Annotated in this window: 27 protein-coding genes; 13 read left to right on the top strand and 14 right to left on the bottom strand. The window is 73.0% G+C overall.

Going from position 1 to position 26,179, the window contains the following annotated elements; all coding sequences use genetic code 11:
* Positions 1 to 227: 227 nt before the first annotated feature.
* Positions 228 to 791: a dihydrofolate reductase family protein gene (locus GA0070614_RS08355; protein ID WP_088975414.1), complete on the bottom strand. Its 564-nt coding sequence runs from the start codon at positions 789 to 791 to the stop codon at positions 228 to 230.
* A gap of 132 nt (positions 792 to 923) precedes the next feature.
* A complete protein-coding gene (locus GA0070614_RS08350) occupies positions 924 to 2,894 on the bottom strand; it encodes an AfsR/SARP family transcriptional regulator (protein WP_088975413.1) in 1,971 nt (656 codons plus the stop codon).
* A 105-nt stretch (positions 2,895 to 2,999) separates the two neighbouring features.
* Here GA0070614_RS08350 and GA0070614_RS08345 point away from each other — a divergent pair, with 105 nt between their 5' ends.
* Positions 3,000 to 3,878: an alpha/beta fold hydrolase gene (locus GA0070614_RS08345; protein ID WP_088975412.1), complete on the top strand. Its 879-nt coding sequence runs from the start codon at positions 3,000 to 3,002 to the stop codon at positions 3,876 to 3,878.
* Between the two features lie 145 nt (positions 3,879 to 4,023).
* Here the strand turns inward: GA0070614_RS08345 and GA0070614_RS08340 are convergent, their stop codons facing one another.
* Complete coding sequence (locus GA0070614_RS08340; RefSeq protein ID WP_157744961.1) at positions 4,024 to 4,356, bottom strand: hypothetical protein; 333 nt, start codon at positions 4,354 to 4,356, stop codon at positions 4,024 to 4,026.
* A 204-nt stretch (positions 4,357 to 4,560) separates the two neighbouring features.
* On the opposite strand from GA0070614_RS08340, the gene GA0070614_RS08335 reads away from it, so the two are divergent.
* Entirely contained in the window at positions 4,561 to 5,313 is a 753-nt protein-coding gene (locus GA0070614_RS08335; RefSeq protein WP_157744960.1) for a PH domain-containing protein, read from the top strand.
* A 182-nt stretch (positions 5,314 to 5,495) separates the two neighbouring features.
* Here GA0070614_RS08335 and GA0070614_RS08330 read toward each other — a convergent pair whose 3' ends face one another.
* From GA0070614_RS08330 to GA0070614_RS08320, 3 genes are all read right to left on the bottom strand, one after another.
* Positions 5,496 to 6,422: an SMP-30/gluconolactonase/LRE family protein gene (locus tag GA0070614_RS08330; RefSeq protein ID WP_157744959.1), complete on the bottom strand. Its 927-nt coding sequence runs from the start codon at positions 6,420 to 6,422 to the stop codon at positions 5,496 to 5,498.
* A 135-nt stretch (positions 6,423 to 6,557) separates the two neighbouring features.
* A complete protein-coding gene (locus GA0070614_RS08325) occupies positions 6,558 to 7,073 on the bottom strand; it encodes an NUDIX hydrolase (protein ID WP_088975408.1) in 516 nt (171 codons plus the stop codon).
* Between the two features lie 69 nt (positions 7,074 to 7,142).
* A complete protein-coding gene (locus GA0070614_RS08320; protein ID WP_157744958.1) occupies positions 7,143 to 7,574 on the bottom strand; it encodes a hypothetical protein in 432 nt (143 codons plus the stop codon).
* Positions 7,575 to 7,740: 166 nt separating this feature from the next.
* Between GA0070614_RS08320 and GA0070614_RS08315 the strand changes: the two genes are divergently transcribed.
* From GA0070614_RS08315 to npdG, 4 genes are all read left to right on the top strand, one after another.
* On the top strand, positions 7,741 to 7,944 hold the full coding sequence (locus GA0070614_RS08315) for a hypothetical protein (RefSeq protein ID WP_088979319.1): 204 nt from the start codon (positions 7,741 to 7,743) through the stop codon (positions 7,942 to 7,944).
* An 83-nt stretch (positions 7,945 to 8,027) separates the two neighbouring features.
* Positions 8,028 to 8,924 carry a histone gene (locus tag GA0070614_RS08310; RefSeq protein ID WP_088975406.1) on the top strand — a complete coding sequence of 299 codons (897 nt, stop codon included), beginning with the start codon at positions 8,028 to 8,030 and terminating at the stop codon, positions 8,922 to 8,924.
* Between the two features lie 66 nt (positions 8,925 to 8,990).
* Positions 8,991 to 10,424 (top strand): RNB domain-containing ribonuclease, encoded by a 1,434-nt coding sequence (locus GA0070614_RS08305; protein WP_088975405.1) that lies wholly within the window; start codon positions 8,991 to 8,993, stop codon positions 10,422 to 10,424.
* Between the two features lie 208 nt (positions 10,425 to 10,632).
* Positions 10,633 to 11,331: an NADPH-dependent F420 reductase gene (gene npdG / locus GA0070614_RS08300; RefSeq protein ID WP_088975404.1), complete on the top strand. Its 699-nt coding sequence runs from the start codon at positions 10,633 to 10,635 to the stop codon at positions 11,329 to 11,331.
* A 56-nt stretch (positions 11,332 to 11,387) separates the two neighbouring features.
* Here the strand turns inward: npdG and GA0070614_RS08295 are convergent, their stop codons facing one another.
* The 3 genes from GA0070614_RS08295 to GA0070614_RS08285 all read right to left on the bottom strand — a co-directional run bounded on the left by GA0070614_RS08295 (position 11,388) and on the right by GA0070614_RS08285 (position 14,759).
* On the bottom strand, positions 11,388 to 11,885 hold the full coding sequence (locus GA0070614_RS08295) for a hypothetical protein (protein WP_157744957.1): 498 nt from the start codon (positions 11,883 to 11,885) through the stop codon (positions 11,388 to 11,390).
* An 88-nt stretch (positions 11,886 to 11,973) separates the two neighbouring features.
* A complete protein-coding gene (gene panB, locus GA0070614_RS08290) occupies positions 11,974 to 12,819 on the bottom strand; it encodes a 3-methyl-2-oxobutanoate hydroxymethyltransferase (protein WP_088975402.1) in 846 nt (281 codons plus the stop codon).
* A gap of 179 nt (positions 12,820 to 12,998) precedes the next feature.
* Positions 12,999 to 14,759, bottom strand: a complete 1,761-nt coding sequence (locus GA0070614_RS08285; protein WP_088975401.1) for an NAD+ synthase — start codon at positions 14,757 to 14,759, stop codon at positions 12,999 to 13,001.
* Positions 14,760 to 14,973: 214 nt separating this feature from the next.
* On the opposite strand from GA0070614_RS08285, the gene glnA reads away from it, so the two are divergent.
* From glnA to GA0070614_RS08270, 3 genes are all read left to right on the top strand, one after another.
* The gene (glnA, locus tag GA0070614_RS08280) at positions 14,974 to 16,323 is read left to right on the top strand and encodes a type I glutamate--ammonia ligase (RefSeq protein ID WP_088975400.1); all 1,350 of its coding nucleotides are present in this window, start codon (positions 14,974 to 14,976) and stop codon (positions 16,321 to 16,323) included.
* A 108-nt stretch (positions 16,324 to 16,431) separates the two neighbouring features.
* The gene (locus GA0070614_RS08275; protein ID WP_088975399.1) at positions 16,432 to 16,857 is read left to right on the top strand and encodes a DUF350 domain-containing protein; all 426 of its coding nucleotides are present in this window, start codon (positions 16,432 to 16,434) and stop codon (positions 16,855 to 16,857) included.
* Positions 16,858 to 16,892: 35 nt separating this feature from the next.
* Positions 16,893 to 17,588 carry a helix-turn-helix transcriptional regulator gene (locus GA0070614_RS08270; protein ID WP_088975398.1) on the top strand — a complete coding sequence of 232 codons (696 nt, stop codon included), beginning with the start codon at positions 16,893 to 16,895 and terminating at the stop codon, positions 17,586 to 17,588.
* 35 nt (positions 17,589 to 17,623) lie between these two features.
* On the opposite strand, the gene GA0070614_RS08265 is transcribed toward GA0070614_RS08270, so the two are convergent.
* Positions 17,624 to 18,046, bottom strand: a complete 423-nt coding sequence (locus GA0070614_RS08265; protein ID WP_088975397.1) for a MarR family winged helix-turn-helix transcriptional regulator — start codon at positions 18,044 to 18,046, stop codon at positions 17,624 to 17,626.
* 58 nt (positions 18,047 to 18,104) lie between these two features.
* Between GA0070614_RS08265 and GA0070614_RS08260 the strand changes: the two genes are divergently transcribed.
* Positions 18,105 to 19,142: an NADP-dependent oxidoreductase gene (locus tag GA0070614_RS08260; RefSeq protein WP_231933581.1), complete on the top strand. Its 1,038-nt coding sequence runs from the start codon at positions 18,105 to 18,107 to the stop codon at positions 19,140 to 19,142.
* A gap of 211 nt (positions 19,143 to 19,353) precedes the next feature.
* Positions 19,354 to 19,725: a VOC family protein gene (locus tag GA0070614_RS08255; protein ID WP_088975395.1), complete on the top strand. Its 372-nt coding sequence runs from the start codon at positions 19,354 to 19,356 to the stop codon at positions 19,723 to 19,725.
* Positions 19,726 to 19,801: 76 nt separating this feature from the next.
* Here the strand turns inward: GA0070614_RS08255 and GA0070614_RS08250 are convergent, their stop codons facing one another.
* Positions 19,802 to 20,122 carry an antibiotic biosynthesis monooxygenase gene (locus tag GA0070614_RS08250; RefSeq protein ID WP_088975394.1) on the bottom strand — a complete coding sequence of 107 codons (321 nt, stop codon included), beginning with the start codon at positions 20,120 to 20,122 and terminating at the stop codon, positions 19,802 to 19,804.
* A gap of 273 nt (positions 20,123 to 20,395) precedes the next feature.
* Here GA0070614_RS08250 and GA0070614_RS08245 point away from each other — a divergent pair, with 273 nt between their 5' ends.
* Positions 20,396 to 23,416, top strand: a complete 3,021-nt coding sequence (locus GA0070614_RS08245) for a carbohydrate binding domain-containing protein (protein WP_088975393.1) — start codon at positions 20,396 to 20,398, stop codon at positions 23,414 to 23,416.
* Between the two features lie 122 nt (positions 23,417 to 23,538).
* Here the strand turns inward: GA0070614_RS08245 and GA0070614_RS08240 are convergent, their stop codons facing one another.
* The 3 genes from GA0070614_RS08240 to GA0070614_RS08230 form a co-directional block, all read right to left on the bottom strand.
* A complete protein-coding gene (locus GA0070614_RS08240; RefSeq protein WP_088975392.1) occupies positions 23,539 to 23,985 on the bottom strand; it encodes a hypothetical protein in 447 nt (148 codons plus the stop codon).
* 76 nt (positions 23,986 to 24,061) lie between these two features.
* Entirely contained in the window at positions 24,062 to 25,015 is a 954-nt protein-coding gene (locus GA0070614_RS08235) for a S66 peptidase family protein (RefSeq protein ID WP_088975391.1), read from the bottom strand.
* Between the two features lie 28 nt (positions 25,016 to 25,043).
* Positions 25,044 to 25,460, bottom strand: coding sequence for a VOC family protein (locus GA0070614_RS08230; RefSeq protein ID WP_088975390.1), 417 nt, complete (start codon positions 25,458 to 25,460; stop codon positions 25,044 to 25,046).
* 78 nt (positions 25,461 to 25,538) lie between these two features.
* Here GA0070614_RS08230 and GA0070614_RS08225 point away from each other — a divergent pair, with 78 nt between their 5' ends.
* Positions 25,539 to 26,174, top strand: a complete 636-nt coding sequence (locus GA0070614_RS08225; protein WP_088975389.1) for a TetR/AcrR family transcriptional regulator — start codon at positions 25,539 to 25,541, stop codon at positions 26,172 to 26,174.
* The last annotated feature ends 5 nt before the right edge of the window (positions 26,175 to 26,179 follow it).

The following is a 26,179-nucleotide window of genomic DNA, read 5'->3' as shown; positions in this document are numbered from 1 at the left end:
GACGGCCTGGCGACGGCCTGTAGCGGCTGTCGCCACGCTTCGTGGGAGACGGGATCTCGACCGGGTGACGTCCTGCATGGCACGTCGTTGGCTGCAAGTTCTGGCATGGATGGCTCCCGCGTGTCTGCCCCCACCCGGGCGGTCTGCGGCACGGGTATCACGATCGCCTCGAAACGCAGTGCCGCGAGATCCTGGGATCGGCCCGAAGCCCGGGCCGATCCGAGTACTCAGCGCCTGGTCTCGTACCTGGTCAGGACCACGCCGCCCGGGAACGTCCGGGTCTCCACCAGGGTCAGGTCCACCCGGTTGTCCAGGGTCGCGAAGAACGGCGTGCCGCCACCTACCAGGACCGGATGGGTGACGATCGCGTACTCGTCGATCAGCCCGCCCCGCATGGCCGCTGCGGCGAGCGTGGCGCCGCCGATGTCCATCGGGCCGCCGTCCTCGGCCTTGAGCCGGGTGATCTCGGTGACCGCGTCGCCGGTGACCAGGCGGGTGTTTTCGCCGACCGTGCTGGTCGTCGAGGAGAACACCACCTTCGGCATGTCCCGCCAGCGGCGGGCGAACTCGATCTGCGCCGGTGTGGCACCCGGCTGCTGGTCGGCGGTCGGCCAGTGGGAACTCATCGTCTCCCACAGTCTGCGCCCGTACAGCGCCGTGCCTGTCGCCGCCACCCGGTCGGACCACCACTGGAACAGCTCGTCGCTCGGCACACTCCAGCCGAGGTCGTCGCCGGGCGCGGCGATGTAGCCGTCCAGGCTCAGGTTCATGCCGAAGGTCAGTTTTCGCATGGTGCTCAGCCTCCCGTGAGTCGGTACTCGGCGTACCGGTTGACTCGTCCGTCGCCCACCATCTCAGAGCACCGTCCCGCAGTGGGCCGGGCGATCCGCGCCGGCCTGGATCTGCTGGCCGGGCTCTCCTGCTCATCGGGTGCGGCGGAGGGCCGCGTCGAGGTCGTCGAGGTGACGTGAGACGGGGCCGGCGGTGAGCATGCCGCTGCCGGCCCCGGCCAGCTCGTCGGCGGCCGGCGTGAGTGCGATCCGGGCGCGTCTCATCACCGTCCGGTCGTCCAGGGCGATCGCGGCTCGGAAGGTGAGGCACCACAGGGCCTCGAACAGCAGGTCGCGCGGTGGATCCGGGACCTGCCGCAGCGCCGCGGCGGCGTCGGCCGGGCGGTTGCGTCCGAGCAGGACGAGGGGACGCGCCCAGGGCGTGTGCGGGCCCCAGTCGGTCCCGTCGTCGAAGTGGGCCGGCTCCCCGTGCGACACCCGCAGGCACAGCAGGGCCAGCGGTAGGAGGCCCCGCTCGACGCCCGGCATTCCGGCGTCGGCGAGCCGTGCCGCCCCGTCGCGGTAGGCCGCCTCCGCGGCCTGTGGCGACGGCTCGGTCGCGGCCAGTCGCAGGGCGCGGTACCACTGGGTGAACACGCCGACCAGGGGTCGGTCGTACCGCGCGGCGAGCCGGTCCGCTGCGGCTGCGTGCCGGTCGCCGGTGGCGAAGTCCGCGAGCGCGCTGCGGGCCTGCAGCCGGACGAGATGACCGAGGATCTCGAACGTCCCCAGTCCGTGCCGAGCGGAGAGCGCGACGAGCTCGGCACCGATCCGGTCCCGCTGGGGAGCCAGGCCCGCGCGGTGAAAGGTCTGCATGAACACGCCGTTCAGCGCGAAGGCCAGCAGGGCCGGGTCGCCCAGGCGGCGCGCGATCCGCTCCGCCTCCTCGGCGGCCTCGGGCCCGCGCGCCGTGCGGGTGCCGCGGGACTCCACCGCGATCGTGGCCAGCAGTCGGGCTCGGGTGGCCTCGGACGAGTCGGAACCAAGGGCGGTCAGGGCCCGCTCGGCCGCCGCCACGATCTGCGCCGCCTGCGCCGGATCGTCCGACCGCGTCCAGATCGCGGGCACGTCGTAGCCGCCGATCACCCGGGCGGTCAGATCAGGATCGCCCAGCTGCTCGGCGGCGGCGATGGCCGCGATCCGCTGCTCCCGGGCCGCCGCGAGTCCGCTCGCCCCCGTCACGGCGAGACTTCGCAGCAGGCCGACCGTCGACTCCAGCCGAGAGCCGGAGCCGGACGCCACCGTACGGTCGTATGCCGCTGCGGTCTCCGCCCAGACCCGGTGCGGTCCCGATGAACCCGGACCGTCGCCGACCCGATCGGCCTGGCGGAGGATGTCGGTCTCCAGGCGGCGCAGTCGCGGGCTCGGATCGACGCCCAGCTGTTCCAGGAGCAGGCTGCGGGCTCGGCGCAGCACCGCGAGCGCATCACCCTGGCGTCCGGTGCGGTACAGGGCGAGCGCCAGCAGCCGCCACGCCTCCTCCCGCCACGGATGCTCGGCCACGTGCGCGTCGAGATCGGGTACGACGTCCGAGGCGCGCCCGACGTCCAGTCGCGCCTCGGCCCGCTGCTCGATCGCGTTCAGCCGTAGCTGTTCGAGGCGGGAGCGTTCGACGCGCGACCACGGCTCGTCGTCGACGCCGGCCAACGCGGGCCCCCGCCACCAACTCAGGGCACGATCGAGCCTCTCGAGGGCCTCGTGCGGGGACGCCGTGGACGCGGCGGCGACCTCGTCCTCGAACCGCCAGGCGTCGACCGCGTCCGGTGCCAACCTGAGCGCGTACCCCGGGCCCTCCGTGACCAGCAGCCGAGCCGACTCGCGCGGTGCACGCTGCGGCTCCAGCGCGCGCCGCAACGCCGCCACGAACGTGCGGACGCTGCCCACCGCGCCCGGTGCGGGCTCCTGCCACAGATCGTCGACGAGGCGGTCGACCGGTACGACCCGACCACGCGCGACGACGAGTCGCGCCAGCACCGCGCGGTGTTTCGGCCCTCTCAGGTCCAGCGGCGCGCCGACGCCGTCCCAGGCGACGACCGGCCCGAGAACACCGATGCTGACCTGCACTGACCGAACCGCCCTCCGCATGTGCGCTCAACGTATCGCGCTCATCGTCTGCTCATCCGTGACCGGCAGGCTGGGGATCGTCCGGCCGACGAGAAAAGGACGATCATGACAATTGCCATTCCCGGGTTCGACTACCAGCGCGTCGCGGTCGACGATGACGTGACCGTGAACGTGGCGGTGGGAGGTACGGGCAGCCCGATCGTGCTGTTGCACGGTTTTCCGCAGACCCACCTCATGTGGCGGCACGTCGCCGGCGACCTCGCCACCGACCACACCGTGATCTGTCCCGACCTGCGCGGCTACGGTGCCAGTGACAAGCCCGAAGCGCGCGAGGCCGACACCTACTCCAAGCGGACCATGGCCGCCGACATCGTCACCCTCGCCGGCAAGCTCGGCCACGAGCGCTTCGCCCTGGCCGGGCACGACCGCGGCGCCCTGGTCGCCATCCGCGCCGGCCTCGACCATCCCGCCACGATCACCCACCTCGCCGTCCTCGACGTCCTGCCGACGCTGGACATGTGGGACATCCTGCACGGATCCTCCGCCGCTGTCGCCTTCCACCTGTACCTGATGGCCCAGCCGCCCGGCCTGCCCGAGCAGATGATCAGCGCCAGCCCGGACGCCTTCTTCGGCTACTTCCTCGACCTGTGGGCCAAGAACCCCCGTGCCATTCCCGCAGACCTGCGGGCGGAGTACCTGAGAGCCTCGCGCGAGGCCGTCCCCTCGATCGTCGCCGACTACCGGGCCTCGGCCGGCATCGACATCGAACACGACCGGGCCGACCGAGCCACCGGGAATCGGCTGCCCATGCCGGTCACCGTCGTCCAGCAGGACTGGGGAGCCGCACTCGGCTACGACGCCGCCGCGCTGTGGCACACCTGGGCGGCTGATCTGGACCACCGAACCACGTCCGTCGGGCACTTCATGGCCGAGGAAGCGCCAGACGAGATCGTCAAGGCCCTGCGCTCCCTGCTTGCGCGGTAGCGAATCGTCCGCCCGCCGACGGCGCCGTAGTGCTCGTGGGGCTGCTGGCCGTCTGGTGGGGCGGCAAGTGGTGACGCCAGCGCTTCGGGATGTCACCCGGGAGGGCCGGCGGTTCGCGGCTCCATGCCTTCGGCGGTTCCGCCGATCAGCTCCATCCATCCCCGGTCCAGCCCGCCGAGATCCAGGGCGGCGCGTATCCGGTGAGCAGCGCCAGGCCGGCAACGATGGTGGCCACGACCGCCCCGATGATTACGCCTTGGCCGGTGCGCCTCGTGCTCTCCGTCGTGGTCAGGAGCCATGCGATCGTTCCGGTGAGAGGGAGCAGGCAGCATCCGGCACCGGCGTAGTAGAAGGTCCATTCAGCGGGTGAGTCCCTGCCGTCCCAGAGCGAGTTGGCGGCGACGAGCCCGCCGCCGACATGGGCGACACTGCTCAGGCACACACCCATGGCGGTCCGCACGATCTCCGATCTCTTCACGGGCTCGTGCTCCTCCAACTCGGCGCGAGTGACGTTCGGGACGGGGCGGGGCAACGTCACGCAGATCCTGACGCAGGAGCCACGTGCGGCGGAAGGACGCCGACGAGGCCGTGGTGGAGAGACGCGCATCCCGGACAGGCGCTGGCCCGCCGGGTCGGTGTCGGGACCGGTCTCCGGTGGTCGGGCCGCCCTACACTGCCGGCGGTGGACCCCCGCGCCGCCCGGTTCCTCGCCTGGCCCTTCGCCCTCGCCGCCGCCGCGCTGCGCTTCGCCTCCGAGTGGTGGCTGGAACCGCTCACCTGGCGGCTCACCTCCGCCCCCACCGGTCTGGTCGCCTGGCTCGCCGTGGGCGCGGCCGGCATCCTCGTCCCGCTCGGCGTCTACCTGCTGCTCACCCGCGACGCCCGTCGCCGTCCGGCCACCTTCGAGGTCGACCGGAGGGCGCGTCGGTTCACCGCCCCGACCGCCCCGGCGTGGGTCGGACCGTGGTCGATCGTGGTGGGCTGGCTGACCGGCGGTCTCGTCACCCTCGAGCGGGTGCCCGGCGAGGACCGGGTACGCCTCGCCGACACCGGCGCCGTCCTGCTCGTGAGCCTGGTGGTCGTCGCGCTGGTCCTGGTGCTCATCGGGGTCGTCCTGTGGTCCGACCGGCCCCGCCTGACGCTCGATCCGCAGGGCATCACGGTGCGGGGCCTGTTCCGCCGCACAACCGTGCGGTGGGACCGGCTGGTGCCCGGCGGCCCGCCCGGCACGGACGCCAGGGTGCTCGTCCTGGCCGAGCTTCCCGACCCGCCGGGGCCGCGCGCGGTGCCGCGTACGCTGCCGGTGGGCCGGGCGCACGTCGACCCGGTCTTCCTGGCCGGCGCCGTCCACCACTACGTCACGGCCGCGGAGCACCGACCGACCATCGGCACCCCGGCCGAACTGGACCGGCTGCGCGCCGCCCTGGCCTCCTGAGCCGCGCGTCCGTCACCCCGACCGGTCGGCTCGACCCGTCGCGGGACGCCCGCCGGAGCCCGGCGGCTGTGCTGGTCGTGCGGGCGCCGGCCGACTGGTCCGGAACCGAGAGCGGCGGCCACCCGGTGATGGGTGACGCCGCCGTCTCTCCTGGTTCCGCCGGCCCTCCGCCCCCGGCGGAACTACAGCGGCAGCCGAACGATGTGGTACTCGACGTCCGGCGCCGGCGCGGTGTCGAACCGGCCGTTGACCACGTACAACGACGAACCGAGGCGATCCCCGGTAGCCGGCACCTGGAACGCCGGGGAGTCGAGTTCCCGGACCAGGGTGCCCGACGTGAACGTCGCGTCCAGCCGGATCTCGGCCGCCAGGTTGGTGAGGTTGCGGATGACGTGCAACGTGTGGCCCCGCAGCACCAGCCCGTCACCCCGGGACAGCGAGTACCCGCCGAGATCGACGACGCGACTGCCGCCGGTGGTGGCGTCCACGCGGACCAACCGTCCGAGGAGCATCTGCACGACCAGCAGGTCCCCGTCGGGCAGCGCGACGATGCCGTTGTTGAAGGCGCCCGCGTCGGCGGCGGGACCGGACAACGTCAACACCTCGAAGGCGTCGGCCTCGGGCAGCCGATCGCCGGGTCCCACCGGGACCACGTAGAGGACCGGGCGGGTCGAGTCCGTGAAGTACGCCGCCGTCCGTGTGATCACCACATCGTTGATCAGACTCCCCGGCTGGTCGGTGAACCGGTACTGCTGGAGCCGGGCGCCGGTACGGGCGTCGTAGACGGTGGCACCGCCTCCCGAGAAGTCGGCGGTCCAGAGCCGGTTGTGTCGGTCGACCTTCAGACCGGCCTTGTCGGTGCCGGGCGTGCCGGGGATGAAGACCGCGCCCCGGCCGGTACGGAGGTCACCTCGCCAGACGGCGCCATCGAGGATCGATCCCACGTAAACGGTGGTGCCTCGGCCGATGGTCAAACCTTCCGGTGCGAAGCCGTCCGGCAACGAGATGGTGGTCGGGAACGCACCGGTGGCGGCCGCCGGCCCACCGGTGCTGCCGGTCACCACGACCGTGATCAGCGGCACGAGCAGTGACGCGAGAAATCTGCGCAAGTGGAACCACTCCCTCACTCGTGGTGGGTCTGTCACAGAAGGGAGCACCTGGATGTGCGGACCGGTTGTCACGGGCGGGCGACTCTTCGATGTCGGTGCTCGGCAGCAGCCGGACACGACGGGGTCGCCCGAGCGTCACCGGACGGATCGGCCCGCCTCGGCGAACTCGTCCCAGGTGGTGCCGGCGGGCAGGTACCACGCGCCGGCCTCGCCGCCGAGGGCACGGGCGATCACCAGGTGGGCGTGCGCGTCCAGCTCGGGCAACCGGTCCGGTGGGAACCACTCGACCGCCACCGACTCGTCGTCGTTGACCCGGGCGGTGCCGGAGACCAGACGGCAGTGGAAGCCGAGGTTGAGGTACTCGCAGCGATCCCCGTTGGGGTACGTGTGCGGGTGCGAGACGACGCTGCTCAGCCGGATCGGCTCGACGACCAGCCCGGTCTCCTCCTCGACCTCGCGCACCACGGCGGTGGCCGGCTGCTCACCCGGCTCGACGAAGCCGCTCACCACCGACCAGCGACCGTCGTCGGCGCGCCTGCCGAGCAGCAGCGCGCCCGCGTCGTCGCGGACCACCGCGCTGACGCTCGGCAGCCAGAGCAGGTCGTGGCCGACGTGCTCGCGCATCCGCAGGATGTAGTCCGGTACGCCCATCCGGCGACCCTAACCGCCGCCCGCGCCGCCCGTCCCGCCGTGCCGCCGACCGCCCGTCCCGCCGTGCCGTCAGGTCGGGCAGGACACCCGCTCCATCGCCGCCGGCCCGGGGCCCGGACCCACCACCTGCGCGAAGCACCCCGCCGCGGTGGCCCGCTGCCAGCCGAACAGGCTCGTGGCGGTCTTCGCCACGCGTACCTGGAAGACCAGCCGGACCCCGGCGGCGCCGGACTCCACGGCGAGCACCTCGACCCCGTCGATCCCGTCGGCGACCCGGCGCAGCGCCGCCTGCCCCGCCGTCGGATCGGCCAGCAGTTGTGACCGGGTCCGCTGCGCGGTCGCGGTCACCGCCCGGTCCGCCCGCTGCTCCAGCCGGTGCTGCGAGCGGTCCCGCAGCACCGGCGCCACCACCGTCACCACCGTCACGGCCAGCACCGCCACCACGCCCACGGCGACCAGGCCACGCCGCGCCCGTGCCGATCTTCCTCCCCCGAAACGCACGCCCGGATTCTCCGCCACGGACCCCCGCTCCGGCTGCCCCGTCGCACCGGGGCACGGGTTCCGCCGTTCCGGGCCCGCCCGCCCGACAGCACGTCTACTGTGGAGAGGGCACGGGTATTTGCGCGATCCGGTGGCGGCCGGGCTGCTCCCGGTGCACAGTGATCTCATGAACGACAGCGGAAGTGGTGGGCACTACTACTGGTGCACGCGACACCACCGGGTCGAGACCGATGCCGACGTGTGCCCTGCGAAGCACGTTCTCGGACCGTACGACTCGGCTGCCGACGCGGAGGGCGCCCTGCAGAAGGTGCGGGAGCGCAACGAGGCGTGGGAGGCCGAGGACGCCCGCTGGGCCGGGGAGGGCAGATAAACGGCGCGGGACGGCCCGCGTCGAGGAACTCCGTGCCTCCGTGGCGGGGCACGCGAGCGCATGTCCCCAAGGAGGGAACCGAGATGGCCGAAGCACAACAGGCCACCACCCGCCCGGCCGCCAAGAAGTCCGCCGCGGCGGCGCGGACCGCCGGCGCGACCCGGAGCACCGCGGCACGCCGGACCACCACGGCCACGGCGGCGGCCCGGAAGGCGCCGGCCGGCAAGGCGTCGCCCAGCGCGGCGGGCGCCGGGTCGGGGCGGTCCCCGGCCACCACGGCGACCGCGACCAGGCGGACCACCGCCGCGAAGAAGACGACCACGGCGGCGAAGAAGGCTCCGGCGAAGAAGACCACCACCAGGACGACGACCAGGACGGCCCCGGCGACCAGGACCACGGCGAAGAAGGCCCCCGCGAAGAAGGCCGCCACCCGGACCACGGCCGCGGCGAAGAAGACCACCGCGGCCAGGACCACGGCCGGGGCGAAGAAGACGACCGCCGCCGCGAAGAAGACCACGGCCGCGGCGAAGAAGGCCCCCGCGACGGCGAAGAGGACCACGGCCGCGGCGAAGAAGGCCCCCGCGACGGCGAAGAGGACCACGGCCGCGAAGTCGACGGCCGCCGCCCGCAAGGTCACCTCCACCGGCCGCAAGGCCACCGCCGCGGTCAAGAAGACCACCGGCGCGGCGAAGAAGACCACCGCCGCGAAGAAGACGACCACGGCGGCGAAGAAGGCCCCGGCGAAGAAGACCACCGCCAGGACGGCGCCGGCCTCGAAGACGACTGCCAAGAAGGCCCCCGCGAAGAAGGCCACCGCGACCTCCTCGACGACCGCGCGCAAGGCGGCGGCGAAGAAGGCGCCCGCGAAGAAGGTCACCGCCAAGAAGGTCACCGCCCGCAAGGCCCCTTCGCGTACGGCCACCGCCCGAGCCGCCGCGCCCGCCGGCGCCCGGTCCCGCGCCCGCAAGGCCACCGGCTGACCGTACGACGAACGCCGCCGACACGCCGGAGAGCGGATCTTCGGCCGGGCTGCCAGGATTGAGCCCGTGGTCATCCGACGTGTAGTGGCGCCCCGCATCGACTTCGGCGCGCTGCGCCGTGAGCTGGGACTGCCCGAGGGCTTCCCGGCCGCGGCGCAGCGCGAGGCGGACGAGGCGGCGGCCGCCGGGCCACCCGCCGGGGCCGACCGCACCGACGTCGCGTTCGTCACGGTCGACCCGGCGACCTCGCGTGACCTCGACCAGGCGATGCACCTCAGCCGCCGCCCCGGCGGGGGCTACCGGGTGCGGTACGCCATCGCCGACGTCGCCGCGCACGTCCGCCCCGGCGGCGCGCTGGAGGAGGAGACCTGGCGGCGCGGGCAGACCGTCTACCTGCCCGACGGCAACGTGCCGCTGCACCCGCACACGCTCAGCGAGGGCGCGGCCAGCCTGCTGCCCGACGTCGACCGGGCGGCGGTGGTCTGGACCATCGACCTCGACGGCGACGGCGCGACGGTCGCCGTCGCGCTGGAGCGCGCCCGGGTACGCAGCCGCGCCAAGCTCGACTACGTCGGGGTGCAGGCCGCCGCCGACGCCGGGACGCTGCCCGAGCCGATCGCCCTGCTGCCCGAGATCGGTGCCCTGCTGACCGAGCGTGGGCTGCGCCGGGGCGCGGTGAACCTGCCCCTGCCCGAGCAGGACGTCGAGCCCGACGGCGACGGCTGGCGGCTGGTGCTGCGCGGCCCGGTGCCGATGGAGGACCACAACGCGCAGATCTCGCTGCTCACCGGGATGGCCGCCGCCGACATCATGCTGGCCGGCGGGATCGGGCTGTTGCGGACGATGCCGCCGCCGAAGCCGGAGGCGGTGGCCCGGCTGCGCGCCGCGGCCGCCCCGCTGGGCGTGCAGTGGCCGGACGGGACCGGCGTCGGTGAGCTGCTGGTCGGGCTGGACGCCTCGCAGCCCCGGGCGGCGGCCTTCATCGACCAGGCGGCCGAGCTGATGCGGGGCGCGGCGTACACGGCCTTCGACGGCCCGCCGCCCGAGCAGCCCGGGCACGGCGGGGTGGCGGCGTCGTACGCCCACGTCACGGCCCCGCTGCGCCGGCTGGCCGACCGGTACGCCACGGAGGTCTGCCTGGCCCTGCACGAGGGGCGGGCGGTGCCGGACTGGGCCCGGGCGGCGTTGCCGAAGCTGCCCGAGGTGATGGCCACGACGGACCGTACGGCGGGGGCGGCCACCCGGGGCGCGATCGAACTGGCCGAGGCGGTGCTGCTGGAGCACCGGGTGGGGGAGACCTTCTCCGCCGCCGTGCTCGACGTCGACGCCCCGCCGAACGGGCAGCCGAAGCCGGGCCGGCAGCCCGGCGGCACGGTGGCGCTGGACGACCCACCGGTCCGCGCGCGCTGCGTCGGCGAGCTGCCGCTGGGCGAGCGGATCCGGGTCCGCCTGGTCACCGCCGACCCGGTGCGGCGCGCGGTGACCTTCGAACGCGCCTGACCCCGCTCGCACGCCGTCCAGCGCCGCGAACCGGCAGGCGGGCAGGACAGGCCGGAGAGCGGCAGCGAAGGTAGCGGCGGGTCGGGCCGGGGCAGGCCGGGCCGGACAGCGGCAGGGCGGCAGGGTGGGCAGCGGCAGGGTGGGGCAGCGGGCATTGTCACAGCGCCGGACGCTGCTGGCGGGCGGGACGGTTTGCGAGGATGACCGCATGGCTTACGACGCGACCACGCTGCCCGACGTCTCCGGGCTGACCGTCGGCATCATCGGTGGCACCGGCGACCAGGGGCGGGGTCTCGCCTACCGGTTCGCCCGGGCCGGACAGACGGTGCTGATCGGCTCCCGTACCGCCGAGCGCGCCGCGCAGGCCGCCGCCGAGATCGCGGCGCTGCCGGGGATGCCGGCCGGGGCCGAGGTGAGCGGGGCCGGCAACGCCGAGGTCGCCCGCCGCAGCGACGTGGTCGTCGTCGCGGTGCCCTGGGACGGGCACGCGGCCACCGTCGCCGAGCTGGCCGAGCCGCTCGCCGGCAAGATCGTGGTGGACTGCGTCAACCCGCTCGGCTTCGACAAGCAGGGCCCGTACGCCCTGACCGTCGCCGAGGGCAGCGCCGTGCAGCAGGCCGCCGCCCTGCTGCCGGACTCCCGGGTCTGCGCGGCCTTCAACCACGTCAGCGCCCCGCTGCTGGCCGACCCGGAGATCGACCGGATCGACCTGGACGTGCTGATCTGCACCGAGGACCGGGAACTGGTCGACATCGTCGGCGCGCTGGCCGCCCGGATCCCCGGCATGCGCGGCATCTACGCCGGCCGGCTGCGCAACGCCCACCAGATCGAGGCGTTCACCGCCAACCTGATCGCCATCAACAAGCGCTACAAGGCGCACGCCGGCATCCGCGTCACCGACCTCTGACCGCCGCGCCGGGAGGCGTGGAAGGACGACCTGCCACGACCCCCGGCGGATACGGCTCAGAAGTTGAGGTCGACGCCGACCTTCCTGCAGGCGGCGTTGGCCTTCGTGCCGGCCTGCTGGAAGGCGGGGCTGTCCGCCGCCGTGGTCATGTCCGCGGCGGTCGCCACCTTGCCGGCCTCGGTGCCGAACGCGGTCAGCGCGGCGGTCACCTCGCTGCCGGCGGCGCCGGTCGCGGCGGTCGCCGCCATCCCCTTCGCCATGTCGGTGTACGCCTGCTTCAGCGCCGGCGTCGGGTCGGCGCCCGACGTCGCGGCCTTCACGACGGCGCTGCGCGAGTCGTCGGCGATCTTCTTCGCCGACGCGCAGAGCTTCTTGTCCGCGGCGGGATCCGCGGCGGCGGCGGAGGGGGACTCGGACGGGGCCCCGGTGGTGGCGGACGCGGTGGCCGACGGCGAGGGCAACGTCACCGGCGACGGTTCCTCCCCGCCACACGCGGAGAGCGCCACCACGGAGGCGCAGGCCAGGACAATGGTGAGGAAACGAGCACGATTCACGGGTGGGTACCCTAGCCGCTGCCTCCACCGGGGACGGATCGGCCCGGCCGGTGGACGACGGGCGGGCCGCCGTCCACCGGCTCCGGGCTCAGAAGGTGTGCTCGGCGGCGGGGAACTCGCCGCCCCGGACCTCGTCGGCGAAGCGGCGGGTCGCCTCGGTCAGCACGCCGGCCAGGTCGGCGTAGCGCTTGACGAACCGGGGCGCCCGGCCGGTGCGCAGACCGGCCATGTCCTGCCAGACCAGCACCTGCGCGTCGGTGTCCGGCCCGGCGCCGATGCCGACGGTGGGGATGGGCAGCTCCGCGGTGATCCGCTTGGCCACCTCGCCCGGCACCATCTCCAGCACCACCGCGAACGCGCCCGCCTCGGCCACCGCGTGCGCGTCGGCCAGCACCTCGTCGGCCGCGTCGCCGCGCCCCTGCACCCGGTAGCCGCCCAGGGTGTGCTCGCTCTGCGGGGTGAAGCCGATGTGGGCCATCACCGGGATGCCCGCGCCGACGATCGCGGCGATCTGCGCGGCGCAGCGCCGGCCGCCCTCCAGCTTCACCGCGTGGCAGCCACCCTCCTTCATGAACCGCACCGCCGTGCGCAGCGCCTGCGTCGGCCCCTCCTCGTACGAGCCGAAGGGCAGGTCGCCGACGACCAGCGACTGCTTCGTCGCCCGGACCACGGCCCGGACCAGCGGCAGCAGTTCCTCGGCGGTGACCGGCAGGGTGGTCTCGTAGCCGAAGACGTTGTTCGCCGCCGAGTCGCCGACCAGCAACACCGGGATGCCGGCGGCGTCGAAGATGCCGGCCGTGTACTGGTCGTACGAGGTGAGCATCGACCAGCGCTCGCCGCGCTCCTTGGCAGCGATCAGGTCGCGGGTACGCACCCGTCGGGTGGCCGGACCGCCGTAGAGGGCGGTCACCTCGGGCGGGGTGGACTCCACCATGACTGTCTCCTTTCCTCGAGGCCGCCTTCGCGGTCCCCGGGTTCCGCCGCGATCGTCGCACCGCGCCGGCCGTCGGCGGCAGGGCGGAGTGCAGGATTTCACTCCACCCCGCCGCCTCACGGCCCACGTGGCGCGCCCCCTCGCCGGTGCGGTGAGCGCCCGGACGCGGCGGGAGCGGATCAGCCGTGCTCGCGCCAGCGGTTGGTGATCGGCAGCCGGCGGTCCCGGCCGAACGCCTTCATGGAGATCTTCGTGCCCGGAGCGGACTGCCGCCGCTTGTACTCGGCGATGTCCACCAGCCGGAGCACCTTGTCCACCACCGCCGGGTCGTGCCCGGAGGAGATCAGCCCGTCGCGGCCCAGGTCGCCGTCGACGTAGCCGATCAGGATCGGGTCGAGCACGTCGTACTCGGGCAGGCTGTCGCTGTCGAGCTGGCCGGGGCTCAGCTCCGCCGACGGCGGCTTGCCGATCGAGCTCTCCGGGATCGGCGGGGTCTCGCCCCGGGCGGCGGCGTCGGCGTTGCGCCACTTCGCCAGCCGCCAGATCAGCGTCTTCCAGACGTCCTTGACCGGGTTGAAGCCGCCCACCGAGTCGCCGTACAGGGTGGAGTAGCCGACCGCCAGCTCGCTCTTGTTGCCGGTGGTGAGGACGAGGTGGCCCTCCTGGTTCGACAGCGCCATCAGGATCACGCCGCGGACCCGGGCCTGGAGGTTCTCCACCGCCACCCCGGACAGCGACATGTTGGCCAGGAAGGTGTCCACCATCGGCTGGATCGGCTCGATCCGGTAGTCCAGGCCGGTCCGCTTGGCCAGGTCCTCGGCGTCGGCGCGGGAGTGCTCGGAGGAGTGCTGGCTGGGCAGGGAGACGCCGACCACCCGGTCCGGCCCGAGCGCGTCCACCGCGATCGCCGCCACCACCGCCGAGTCGATGCCGCCGGAGAGCCCGAGCACCACCGAGGGGAAGCGGTTCTTGTTGACGTAGTCGCGCAGGCCCAGCACCAGCGCCTGCCAGACCTCGGCCTCGTCGGCGACCGGCGCCATCGTCCCGCCGTCGGCCGCCGGGCCCGCCGGGGCCGCCGGGATCGCCTCGACGGTACGCCGCAGCACCTGCATCCCGTCGGCCAGCTGCTCGGTCTCCGCCCCGACCGGGCCCGCCCCGGGCAGCTCGACGTCGTGCACCAGCAGGTGCTCGACGAACTGCGGGGCGCGGGTGAGCAGCGTGCCGTCGGCCGTCACGATCATCGAGTCGCCCTCGAAGACCAGCTCGTCCTGGCCGCCGACCATGTTGACGTACGCGATGGTGGCCCCGGCCTCGGCGGCCCGGCGGCGCACCAGCGGCAGCCGGACGTCGTCCTTGTTCAGCTCGTACGGCGAGCCGTTGATGTTGACGACCAGCCCCACGCCGGCCTGCCGGGCCACCGCGAACGGGCCGCCGGCCTGCCAGAGGTCCTCGCAGATGGTCAGCGCGACGTCCACCCCGCCGACGCGCACCACCGTCAGCGCGTCGCCGGGCACGAAGTAGCGGTCCTCGTCGAAGACGCCGTAGTTGGGCAGGTGGTGCTTGAAGTAGGTGGCGGCGATCCCGCCCCGGTGCAGCAGCGCGGCGGCGTTGCGCGCTCCCCGCCCCGGCTCGGCGTCCCCGGCGACCTGCGGGGGACCGTCCGCGTCCAGGTAGCCGACCACCACCGGCAGGTCACCGAGACCGTCGGCGGCGAGGTCGGCGGCGAGCTGCCGCAGCGCGGCCTGCGACGCCGCCACGAAGGAGCGGCGGAAGACCAGGTCCTCGACCGGGTAGCCGGTCAGCATCATCTCCGGGAAGGCGACGAGCTGCGCGCCGGCGTCGGCGGCCCGGCGGGTCCAGGAGCGGACCAGCTCGGCGTTGCCGGCGAGGTCGCCGACGGTCGGGTTGACCTGGGACAGGGCGAGACGCAGGGTGGGCATGTCCTCATCTTGCCCCAGCCCGCGCACGCCGATCCGGCCCCTCCGGGGAGACGGCCGCCACCCCGGCGCGGTCGGACACCGTCCGGCGGGACACGGCAGGACGGGCGGCGGCCGGTCGCGTAACGTCGGCGTAACGAGGCCCGGGGACACTGGGCGGTCAGGTCGGGTGAAGCCCGGTCGAAGGCGGACAAGAGTGTCGCGGAAGGTTGGGGAAGTGGACCGTCAGCAGGAGTTCGTCCTCCGTACGCTGGAAGAGCGCGACATCCGGTTCGTCCGGCTGTGGTTCACCGACGTGCTCGGCACCCTCAAGAGCGTGTCGGTGGCGCCCGCCGAGCTGGAGGCCGCCTTCGAGGAGGGCATCGGCTTCGACGGCTCGGCGATCGAGGGCTTCGCCCGGGTCTTCGAGTCCGACATGGTGGCCATGCCCGACCCGACCACCTTCCAGGTCTTCCCCTTCGAGGGCGGGGTCAGCGGCGAGAGCGCCCGGATGTTCTGCGACATCCTGCTGCCCGACGGCAGCCCGTCCTGGGCCGACCCGCGCCACGTGCTGCGCCGGATGCTGTCCAAGGCGGCCGAGAAGGGCTTCACCTTCTACACCCACCCGGAGATCGAGTTCTTCCTGCTGGAGAACGGCCCGATGGACGGCTCGGTGCCGACCCCGGTGGACACCGGCGGCTACTTCGAGCACACCACGCACGCCGTCGCCCGTGACTTCCGCCGCCAGGCGGTGCTCGCCCTGGAGCGGATCGGCATCTCGGTGGAGTTCAGCCACCACGAGGTCGCCCCCGGCCAGCAGGAGATCGACCTGCGCTACGCCGACGCGCTGACCACCGCCGACAACATCATGACGTTCCGGCACGTGGTGAAGGAGGTGGCGCTCTCCACCGGCGTGCAGGCCACCTTCATGCCGAAGCCCTTCACCGACCAGCCGGGCAGCGGCATGCACACCCACCTGTCGCTGTTCGAGGGGGAGCGCAACGCCTTCCACGACTCCGGCGACCCGATGAAGCTGTCGAAGGTGGCCAAGTCGTTCATCGCCGGCCTGCTCACCCACGCCCGGGAGTACACGGCGGTCACCAACCAGTGGGTCAACTCGTACAAGCGGCTCTTCCCGCAGGCGCTGCCGGACCGGATCACCGAGAGCCCGGCGTACGTCTGCTGGGGGCACCTGAACCGTTCGGCGCTGGTCCGGGTGCCCGCGTACGGCAAGCCGAACTCGGCCCGGGTGGAGGTCCGCTCGCCGGACTCGGCGACCAACCCGTACCTGGCCTTCGCGGTGATGCTCGGCGCCGGGCTCAAGGGCATCGAGGAGGGCTACGAGCTGCCCCCGGGTGCCGAGGACGACGTCTGGTCGCTGTCCAGCGCCGAGCGCCGGGCGATGGGGTACGAGGCCCTGCCGGAGAACCTGGCCGAGGCGATCGACGTGATGGCCGGCTCCGAACTGGTCGCCGAGGTGCTCGGTGAGCACGTCTTCGACTTCTTCCTGCGCAACAAGCGCGCCGAGTGGGAGCAGTACCGCCGCGAGGTCACCCCGTACGAGCGGCAGCGCTACCTGTCCCTGTAGGCCGGTCGGTCTCGGCCGTGCGGGTCTGCCGGTGGTGGCGCGTGGGCGCTATCGTCTCGATCACCGTGCCGGCGCCCCTGCCGGACGAGGGTGGTCGGGAGGCAGTCGGTGCTGGAGGATCTGCTCAGCGGGGCGTGGCAGAGCGTGGTGTTCGGGGTGGTCGGTGTCGCCCTGATGGCCGCCGGTTTCCTGTTGGTCGACCTGCTCACGCCCGGGAGGCTGCGGGAGCTGATCTGGGTGCGCCGCAACGGCAACGCGGCGCTGCTGCTGGCCGCCAACCAGCTCGGCATCGCCGGGATCGTCTTCACCGCGATCCTGACCAGCTACAGCGACTTCACCAAGGGGCTCGCCTCCACGGTGATCTTCGGGCTGATCGGCCTGCTGATCATGGCCCTGGCGTTCTTCGTGCTGGACCTGCTGACCCCGGGCCGGCTCGGCGAGATCATCTGCTCGGACGAGCCGCACCCGGCGGCCCGGGTCAGCGCCGCCACCCACTTCGGCGCGGCGCTGATCGTCTGCGCCTGCATCGCCTGAGCGCGGCTGTCGTACCCCCGGCCTAGCCTGCCGGGGTGAACCGCACGGACCGTCTCTACGCCCTGGTCGAGGAGCTGCGGGCGGTGTCGCCGCGCCCGCGCAGCGCCCGCTGGCTGGCCGGGCGGTTCGAGGTGAGCACCCGCACCATCGAGCGGGACATCACCGCGTTGCAGGCCGGCGGCGTGCCGATCTGGGCCGAGCCGGGCCGCACCGGCGGGTACGTGGTCGACCGCGCGCACACCCTGCCGCCGGTCAACCTGACCGCCGCCGAGGCGGTGGCGATGGCCGTCGCACTGCACCGCCTCGGCGGCACGCCGTTCGCCGGGGCCGGGCACACCGCGCTGCGCAAGCTGCTCGCGGTGCTGCCGGCCGCCGACGCGGCGGAGGCGCACCGGCTCGCCGGCCGGGTGCACCTGATCGGCGACGGGCCGGCCACGCCCGTCCCGGCCCGCGTCGCCGACGCGGTCGCCGCGGGCCGGGTGCTCCGCCTGCGGTACGCCGACCGCACGGGCGCGGATTCGGTGCGGGAGGTCGAGCCGTTGGCCTACCTCGGCAACCCGACGCACTGGTACCTGGTGGCCTGGTGCCGGCTGCGCGACGGGCTGCGCTGCTTCCGCACCGACCGGATCCTCGGCGTGGTGTCGCTGGCCGAGGAGGTGCGGCGGGAGCTGCGCATGGAGGACCTCGACATCCCGCGGGCGCGCGACGTCCGCCCGCTCAGCCTGGTCTGAGCCTTGTCGCTGGTTGGGCGGGGCGCGGGTGCGGGTCAGCCCAGCGCTTTGCGCAGCAGCGCCGTCAACTGATCCTGTTCGTGGGGTGACAGTCGTCCGACCGTCGTGCGGGCGAAGGTGAAGGCGGCTGCGAAGCGCCGGTTGATCTCGTCTCCTCGGGGGGTCCGCGCGACGAGCCGCGCACGGCGGTCCCGGGGATCTCGTTCGCGGGTCACGAGGCCGAGCGCTTCGAGACGTACGACGATCTGGGTGATGTTCGAGGCGTCGCAGCCGAGTTCGTCGGCCAGGGCGCCCATGCCGCGTCGCTCGTCGAGTCGCCCCAGCAGGCATGCCTGCGCCGAGCTGAGCGACAACTCGGCCGCGGCCGCCTGGTAGGCGCGGTCGTACAGGTCGACCAGATCGAACAGGACCGCCTCGGCCTCGGACGAGGTGGCCACGGGTCCGCTCGGTAGTGCCATGGCTCCGAGTCTATCGGGATCCCCCTAATGCTTGATGGGCTCAAGTAACTGTGGTCCAATGATCCTTGATTCGATCAATCAAATGGGAGGGTCGATGAACGGCAGAGTCGAGCGCACAGCTGGTGGCGTGATCGTGGAGCCGCCGCTGATGAACGCGGTCGTCCTTGATCGATTCGGCGGCGTCGACGAACTCTCGTCGCGCCGGATACCGCTCCCCGAGGTCGGGGATGACGATGTCCTCATCCGGGTGGAGTACGCAGGGGTCGGGTCCTGGGACGCGGCCGAGCGGAAGGGGGACTTCGACGGCGCCTTCGGCATCCCGACGACCTTCCCCTACGTCCTCGGCTGGGATGCCGCGGGCACGGTGGCCGCGGTCGGGCGCAACGTCGCCGGGTTCGACGTGGGCGAGCGTGTCTATGCGGCCACGATGCCGGTGGCGCGTGGGGGCTTCTACGCCGAGTACGGCGTCGTCGAGGCGGAGTTCGTGGCGCGCGTACCCGACCGGGTGCCCACCGAACAGGCCGGCGCGATGGCATGGGACGCGCTGACCGCACTGAGCGGCCTCGAACTGCTCGACCTGCGGTCGCACGAGACGCTCATGGTCTTCGGGGCCAGCGGCGGTATCGGCCACCTGGCCGTGCAACTGGCGAGGCACAGGGGCATCCGGGTGCTGGCCGTGGCCTCCGGTGACGACGGTGTCGCCCTGGCCCGGCGGCTGGGGGCCGAGAGGGCCATCGACGGCCGTAGGGAGGACGTGTTGGCCGCGGCGTACGAGTTCGCACCGGGCGGCCTCGACGCGGCGCTGGTCACCGCAGGAGGCGGGATCGCCGAACGGTCCCTTCGCGCGATCAGGAAGTCGGGGCGGATCGCCTGGCCGAATGGTGTCCTACCCGTGCCGGTGACGGCGCCGGACGCGACGGTTTCCTACTACGACGGAGATCGGAGCCGCGCCGCCACCGATCGGCTGAACGCGATCATCGAGGCGAACTCCCTCGTGGTCCACGTCGCCCGGACCTTTCCGCTGGAGCGGGTCGGGGACGCACATCGTGCCCTCAGTGATCACTACGTCGGGAAGTTGGCCGTCAAGGTCGCATAGGGCGCACCGGGAGGTTCTCCGGCCGGGGAGGTTCGCCGGGGCCGAGGTGGCCGTCGGGACCGGGCGTCGGCCTCGCTGTGCCGGCCGGAGGCGGGTGCGCAGGTGAGACGAGACGCCCGGGAAACACCGACAGGACGGTGTCGCGGACGAGGTCGAGGCTGACTCCTGACGACGCCGGCCGTCCGGGCCGGCGCGCGGAACAGGAGGCAGCATGTCCACCACGCCCGTGACCTGGTTCGAGATCGGCACCGACCGCCCGGACGAGGCGCAGCGCTTCTACGGCGAGTTGTTCGGCTGGACCTTCGAGGAGCAGGGCACGCCGGAGCGGTCGTACCGGGTGACCGGGGCCGGCGGCGACCAGGGGATCGCCGGGGGGATCTGGGCGACGAACGGGGCCGCGCCGAACTACGCGGTCTTCTACGCCCAGGTCGCCGACGTGGCGCAAACGTGCCGGCAGGCCGAGGCCGCCGGGGGCAAGGTCCTGGTGCCGCCCCGGTCGAACGACAAGGGACTGACCTTCGCCCACCTGCTCGACCCGACCGGCAACCACTTCGGCGTCTTCACGCCGCCCGCCGGCGGCTGAGCCGGCGGCCGGGTGCGGTGGTGGCGTGAGCGGCGGCCACCGCACCCGGAGCCGTCCGGGTGGCCGGTGTGCCGGGTCAGCCGGACGTCGTCTCGACGTAGTTGGCGACGTCGGCCTCGATGCCGGTCCGCGCGAAGAAGGCGGCCGGGGTGAAGCCGGCTTTCCGGTGCCCCGCCTCGGCGGCCGCGCGGGCGGCCGGCAGGTCGTCCTCCGACGACCAGCGCACGATCGTCACCGCGTTGAAGCGTCCGGGCCCGGAGTGCTGCTCCAGCAACGCGTCGTCGAGGAAGCCGTGCTGGTGGCGGAGGATCTCGTGGGTGCGGCGTACGTGTCCCCAGAACTCGTCCCGGACGGCTTCGGGGACCTGGAACTTGTCCACGCGGTAGACCACCGGCATCAGCGCCTCCTCGGTGCGGTATCGACGCCGCTCACGGTAGGACCTCAAGTGGACTTCAGGTCAACCACCGCAGGAGTCCATGCCTCGCAAGGCATTCCCGCAGGTGCAAGCTCTTTCAGTGATCGGTCGCAAAATTCCTCGCGTATGTCGATTGTGAACCTCTAGTTTCGTCCCATTCAAGCTGGTAACTTCCTGGCACCGCGTTCGCAAGTTCTTGCAACGCCTTCAGTTACTTGCGTCCCCCGCACGGACGTGAGTGTCAGGAGAGCCACCATGAGGCGGACCATCACCACCACCCGTCGCCGGTGGGGCGCGCTCGCGCTCGTCGCCGGCCTGGCCGCCGGCCTGCTGCCGCTGACCGCAGCGGCGGCGGCCAACACCGTCACCGTCTACTACCAACCCCCGGCGGCCTGGGGGTCCTCGGTCAACATCCACTACGGCGTCGACGGCGCGGCCTGGACCCCCGTGCCGGGCGTCGCCATGGACGCCGCCTGCACCGGCTGGCGGCGCAAGACCGTCGACCTGGGCGCGGCCGGCGGACTCCAGGTCGTCTTCACCAACGGCGCCGGCGTCTGGGACAACAACAACGGCGCCAACTACCGGCTCGGCACCGGCACGGTCACCGTGGCCGCCGGGAAGATCGGCTCCGGTGACCCGTGCGCCACCGCGAGCCCGTCACCGAGCCCGTCGAGCAGCGCCGGCCCGTCCCCGGGCGGGGCCACCGCCGAGGTGTACTACCACCTCGCGACGCGCGGCTGGAACGCGGCGAACATCCACTACCGGCCGAACGGCGGCACCTGGACCACGGCGCCGGGCGTCGCCATGGAGGCGGCCTGCGCCGGCTGGGCGAAGCGGACGGTCGGCCTCGGCGCCGCGACCGGACTCACCGCCGCGTTCAACGACACCGCCGGCACCTGGGACAACAACAACGGGGCCGACTACACCATCGGCGTCGGGCGTAGCACGGTCAAGGGCGGCGTGGTCACCGCGAACGCCGCCGACCCCTGCGTGCCCGTCGCCCCGGACACCACCGCGCCGTCCGTGCCGGGCGGGCTCACCGCCGCCGTCGACGGGCTGTCGGTGACGCTGGCCTGGACCGCGTCGACCGACGACCGGGCGGTGACCGGGTACGAGGTGACCCGCACCGGCGGTACGACCGGCCCGGCCACCGTCACCACCACCGCCACCCGCCACGTCGCGTACGACCTCGCGCCGCGCACCGCGTACTCCTGGACGGTGCGGGCCCTCGACGCGGCCGGCAACCGGTCGGCGGCGAGCGCGCCCGCGACGGCGACCACCGGATCCGCGCCGCCGGTCGGTGGCTCCCCGCTCGGCGGCGACCCGCGCGAGGACAGCATCTACTTCGTGATGACCGCCCGGTTCGCCGACGGCGACAGCGGCAACAACCGGGGCGGCAGCCAGCACGTGAAGTCCGGCAACGCGGCCAACGACGACCCGATGTTCCGGGGCGACTTCAAGGGCCTGATCGACAAGCTGGACTACGTCAAGGCGCTCGGCTTCTCCGCGATCTGGATCACGCCGGTGGTGCTCAACCGCTCCGACTACGACTTCCACGGCTACCACGGCTGGGACTTCCACCGGGTCGATCCGCGCCTGGAGAGCCCGGGCGCGAGCTACCAGCAGCTGATCAACGCGGCGCACGCCAAGGGCATCAAGATCTTCCAGGACGTGGTCTACAACCACAGCTCCCGCTGGGGCGCCAAGGGCCTGTTCACCCCGACCGTGTACGGCACCCGCGACGAGCAGTGGAAGTGGTACTACGACCAGCCGCAGGCCGGCCGGGAGTACGACCCGATGGTCGAGCACGACGGGAACGACCCGACGCTGACCGCCGCGCAGAACGCCAAGGCCAAGGGCCGGCCGTACACCGGTGACCTGTGGTCGTCCACCCCGCCGGCCGGCAACCAGTGCCTGCGCTGGGGCACCCCGAACGGCTCCTACAGCCAGGAGGGCTACACCGTCCACCACTGCCAGTGGCCCAGCCCGACCAGCAAGCTCTTCCCGGCCGACCTCTACCACCAGTGCTGGATCGGCAACTGGGAGGGCGAGGACTCGCGCAGCTGCTGGCTGCACGAGGACCTGGCCGACTTCAACACCGAGAACGCCACCGTCCAGCAGTACCTGATCGACGTCTACAACAGGTACATCGACATGGGGGTGGACGGCTTCCGGGTCGACACCGCCGTGCACATCCCCCGGGTCACCTGGAACCGGCGCTTCCTGCCCGCCATCCAGCAGCACGCGGTCGCCCGGCACGGCGAGAAGGGCAGGGACTTCTACGTCTTCGGTGAGGTCGCCGCCTTCGTCAACGACAAGTGGAACCGGGGCTCGGTCAACCACTCCGCGCAGTTCTTCACCTGGAAGGAGCGCAAGGAGTACAGCCCGGACGACGTGCGCGCCGCGATCGAGCAGTACGACTACGAGCAACTGCTCGGCCCGAACGGCCAGCCCACCAGCGACAACGCCTTCCTGCGCGGCAACACCTACCACGCGCCGGACCACTCGAAGTTCTCCGGCATGAACGTCATCGACATGCGGATGCACATGAACTTCGGCGACGCGCACAACGCGTTCGGCAACGGCAAGGACTCCGACGACAGCTACAACGACGCCACCTACAACGTCGTCTACGTCGACAGCCACGACTACGGGCCGAACAAGTCGAGCACCCGCTACGCCGAGGGCACCGACGCCTGGGCGGAGAACATGAGCCTGATGTGGACGTTCCGGGGCGTGCCCACCCTCTACTACGGCTCGGAGATCGAGTTCCAGAAGGGCGCGAAGATCGACTGCGGGCCGACCTGCCCGCTCGCCACCACCGGCCGGGCCTACTACGGCGACCACCTCGCGGGCAGCGTCACCGCCAGCGACTTCGGGGTGGTCGGCAGCGCCAGCGGGGCGGTCGCGGCCACCCTGGACAAGCCGCTGGTCAAGCACGTGCAGCGGCTCAACCGGATCCGCCGGGCCATCCCCGCCCTGCAGAAGGGGCAGTACTCGACCGAGGGGGTCAGCGGCGGCATGGCGTACAAGCGCCGGTACACCGCCGGCGGGGTGGACAGCTTCGCGCTGGTCACCGTCTCCGGGGGCGCGACGTTCAGCGGCGTGCCGAACGGCACGTACCGCGACGCCGTCACCGGAGACGTGAAGACCGTCACCAACGGCACCCTCACCGCCTCGGTCAGCGGCAAGGGCAACCTGCGCGTCTACGTGCTCGACCTGCCCGGCAACCCCGCGCCGGGCAAGATCGGCACCGACGGGCCGTACCTGCGCTGACAGCGCCCCCGTCCGCCCGGACGGACAGCTCCGCTCCCGGTTCGCGGCGTGTCGCGGTGTCCACTCGTTCGGACACCGCGACACGCCGCAAACGGGGACGCGTCCGGGCGAGGGCCGCCCGGTCAGCTGCCGGGCGTGCCGCCGTGGTGGGGCCGGCCGCCCGGGCCCGGGAAGACGCCGGACTCGGCGGCCTCGGTGATCGCGTCGGCCTGGTCCTGGGTGAGCTTGCCGTCCTCGACCGCCTGGGCCAGCCGCTCCTTGAGCTTCGCCTGCCGGTCCTCGGCCGACGGACGCTCCGGCCGGTCGGCCTTGCGCTGCTCGTGCAGCTTCTCCAGGGCCGCCGTCACCTTGTCGGTCGGGACGCCCAGCTCCTTCGCCAGCGCCTCGGCGAACTCGGCCTGCCGCTCCGCCCGGCGGTCCTGCCGGTCGGTCTCCTGGGTGGCGCCGGCGCTCGGCGACGGGGTCGCGTCCTCGGCGAAGGCGACCGTCGGGGCGGCGATCCCCACGCCGAGCACCCCGGCAGCGGCCAGTCCGGCCAGCAGGTGTTTCTTCGACATCGTGCGGGACATCGGTGTCTTCCTCTCGTCGGTGTGCGTTGCCGTGACCGACGGTGACCCCGATACCTGGGACGAACCCGTGCCGACCCTATGAATGCGCTGACAATCCCGTCGCACGGACGGCGGGGGCGACGGTCAGGGTGCCGGCGGTGGCGTCGAGGGCCGCGCGTGGGCCGACCGGCACGGTGAGCTGACCGACGCCGTGCCCGATCGGCAGACCGCCGAGGACGGGGACGCCCAGGTCGCCGAGGCGTTCGGTGAGCACGTCGGCGACCGTGGTGTCCCAGCCGTCGGCGCACTCGGTGAACTGACCCACCGCCACCCCGGCGATCCCGTCCAGCGCCCCGGCCCGGCGCAGGTGGGTGAGCATCCGGTCGACCTTGTACGGCGGCTCCTGCACCTCCTCGACCAGCAGCACCGCGCCGGTGAGGTCCGGCATGTCCGGGGTGCCGATCGAGGCGGTGATCAGGCAGAGGTTCCCCCCGAGCAGCGGTCCCTCCGCCCGCCCCGGCACCCGTACGCCGAAGGTCTCCTCCTCGGCGACCGCCGCGACGGTCACCGGCGCGGTGCTCATCAGCGCGGCGTGCAGCGACTCCGCCGAGCGGAGCGGGGTGCGCTCGTCCAGCCAGGCCGCGCCCGGCCCGTGCACGCTCGCCAGCCGGGCGCCCCGCCAGAGCGCGAACTGCACCGCGGTGATGTCGGAGAAGCCGGCCACCACCTTCGGGTCCCGGCGTACCGCGGCCATGTCGATCAGGTCGACCACCCGTTGCGCGCCGTAGCCGCCCCGGGTGCAGATCACCCCGCGCACCTCGGGGTCGGCGAAGGCGGTGTTCAGGTCGGCGGCGCGCAGCGCGTCGTCACCGGCCAGGTAGCCGCGCCGGGCGTACACGTTCGGGGCGAGCACCGGGCGCAGCCCCCAGCCGGTCAGCAGCTCGACGCCCCGGGCCACCCGCTCGGGCCGGGTCGGCCCGGCCGGCGACACCAGCATGACCGTGTCGCCGGGACGCAGGACCGGCGGGCGCAGGCAGTCGTCGGTGATCACAGCGGCAGAGCCTAGTGCGCGGGCGGGCTCACCCGTCGACGTACCGGGCGGCGTACTCGCCGGTGGGCGGGACGGGCGTGATGACGTCCACGAGCACGCCGTCGGGGGCGGCGACGATGAAGTGCCGCTGGCCGAAGTCCTCGGTGCGCAGCGCCAACTCGACCGTGAGGCCGCTGCGGAGGACGAGCCGCTCCCACTCGGCGTCGACGTCGTCGACCTCGACGTTGAGCAGCAGGCCCCGCACCGGCGCACGGTAGGCCTCGGGGAGCGTCGGGTGGGTGTGGTCGAGCAGCGCCAGTTCGTACGCCGGCGGACCGGGGCGGCGCAGGCTCACGTACCAGTCGGCCTCGAAGGTGGTCTCGAAGCCGAAGTGGCGGCGGTAGAAGTCGTGGGACTCGGCGAGCGTGCGGGTGCAGATCACCGGATAGAAGCTGGTCAGGTTCATGTCGCGATTCCTTTCGCATACCATCGGTATGCGAGAGGACGGTAGTTCGCATACCGTCGGTATGTCAATGGAGGGGTGATGGCGCAGGGTGTCCGGGCGCAGCAACGCGAGCAGACCCGCCGGGAACTGCTGCGGCAGAGCCGGCGGCTCTTCGCCGACCGTGGCTACGCGGCCGTCGGACTGGCCGAGATCGTGCGCGTGGCCGGGGTGACCAAGGGCGCGCTCTACCACCACTTCGCCAGCAAGGAGGAGTTGTTCCGGGCCGTGCTCGCCGAGGTCCAGGACGAGGTCGGCCGGCGCGTCGCCACCGCCGCCGAGGCGCACGACGACCCCTGGACCCGGTTCACCGCCGGCTGCCAGGAGTTCCTCACCGCCAGCACCGACCCCGACCTGCAACGGATCATGCTGGTCGACGGTCCGTCCGTGCTCGGCTGGCACGAGTGGCGGGCGCTGGACGAGGCGGCCTCCGGCCGCCACCTGGCCGAGGCGCTCACCGATCTGCTGGCGGCCGGACTGATTCCCGCACAGCCGGTCGCCCCGCTCACCCACCTGCTCTCCGGCGCGATGAACGAGGCGGCGCTCTGGCTCGCCCGCTCGACCGACCCGGCGGATCTCTCCGCCACCCGGGCGGCGCTGGGCCGGATGCTCGACGCCCTGCGCGCTCCCGCCACGGGCGGGACGTGCCGCGCCGACGCCGTCCGCGACACCCGCTAGCCTCG

The sequence above is a fragment of the Micromonospora coxensis genome, from assembly GCF_900090295.1.
Taxonomy (GTDB): Bacteria; Actinomycetota; Actinomycetes; order Mycobacteriales; family Micromonosporaceae; genus Micromonospora; species Micromonospora coxensis.
Note: the sequence above shows the minus strand (reverse complement) of the source record. Positions and strands in the feature narration are given on the sequence as shown.

What these genes read in the sequence shown, in the direction of transcription:
- GA0070614_RS08255 (WP_088975395.1), top strand. Translation starts at nt 19,354, where the DNA reads ATGTCCACCACGCCCGTGACCTGGTTCGAGATCGGCACCGACCGCCCG.
- GA0070614_RS08230 (WP_088975390.1), bottom strand. Translation starts at nt 25,460, where the DNA reads ATGAACCTGACCAGCTTCTATCCGGTGATCTGCACCCGCACGCTCGCC.
- GA0070614_RS08225 (WP_088975389.1), top strand. Translation starts at nt 25,539, where the DNA reads ATGGCGCAGGGTGTCCGGGCGCAGCAACGCGAGCAGACCCGCCGGGAA.
- npdG (WP_088975404.1), top strand. Translation starts at nt 10,633, where the DNA reads ATGGCTTACGACGCGACCACGCTGCCCGACGTCTCCGGGCTGACCGTC.
- GA0070614_RS08345 (WP_088975412.1), top strand. Translation starts at nt 3,000, where the DNA reads ATGACAATTGCCATTCCCGGGTTCGACTACCAGCGCGTCGCGGTCGAC.
- GA0070614_RS08265 (WP_088975397.1), bottom strand. Translation starts at nt 18,046, where the DNA reads ATGGCACTACCGAGCGGACCCGTGGCCACCTCGTCCGAGGCCGAGGCG.
- GA0070614_RS08355 (WP_088975414.1), bottom strand. Translation starts at nt 791, where the DNA reads ATGCGAAAACTGACCTTCGGCATGAACCTGAGCCTGGACGGCTACATC.
- GA0070614_RS08260 (WP_231933581.1), top strand. Translation starts at nt 18,105, where the DNA reads ATGATCCTTGATTCGATCAATCAAATGGGAGGGTCGATGAACGGCAGA.
- GA0070614_RS08250 (WP_088975394.1), bottom strand. Translation starts at nt 20,122, where the DNA reads ATGCCGGTGGTCTACCGCGTGGACAAGTTCCAGGTCCCCGAAGCCGTC.
- GA0070614_RS08245 (WP_088975393.1), top strand. Translation starts at nt 20,396, where the DNA reads ATGAGGCGGACCATCACCACCACCCGTCGCCGGTGGGGCGCGCTCGCG.
- GA0070614_RS08310 (WP_088975406.1), top strand. Translation starts at nt 8,028, where the DNA reads ATGGCCGAAGCACAACAGGCCACCACCCGCCCGGCCGCCAAGAAGTCC.
- GA0070614_RS08240 (WP_088975392.1), bottom strand. Translation starts at nt 23,985, where the DNA reads ATGTCCCGCACGATGTCGAAGAAACACCTGCTGGCCGGACTGGCCGCT.
- GA0070614_RS08325 (WP_088975408.1), bottom strand. Translation starts at nt 7,073, where the DNA reads ATGGGCGTACCGGACTACATCCTGCGGATGCGCGAGCACGTCGGCCAC.
- GA0070614_RS08285 (WP_088975401.1), bottom strand. Translation starts at nt 14,759, where the DNA reads ATGCCCACCCTGCGTCTCGCCCTGTCCCAGGTCAACCCGACCGTCGGC.
- panB (WP_088975402.1), bottom strand. Translation starts at nt 12,819, where the DNA reads ATGGTGGAGTCCACCCCGCCCGAGGTGACCGCCCTCTACGGCGGTCCG.
- GA0070614_RS08315 (WP_088979319.1), top strand. Translation starts at nt 7,741, where the DNA reads ATGAACGACAGCGGAAGTGGTGGGCACTACTACTGGTGCACGCGACAC.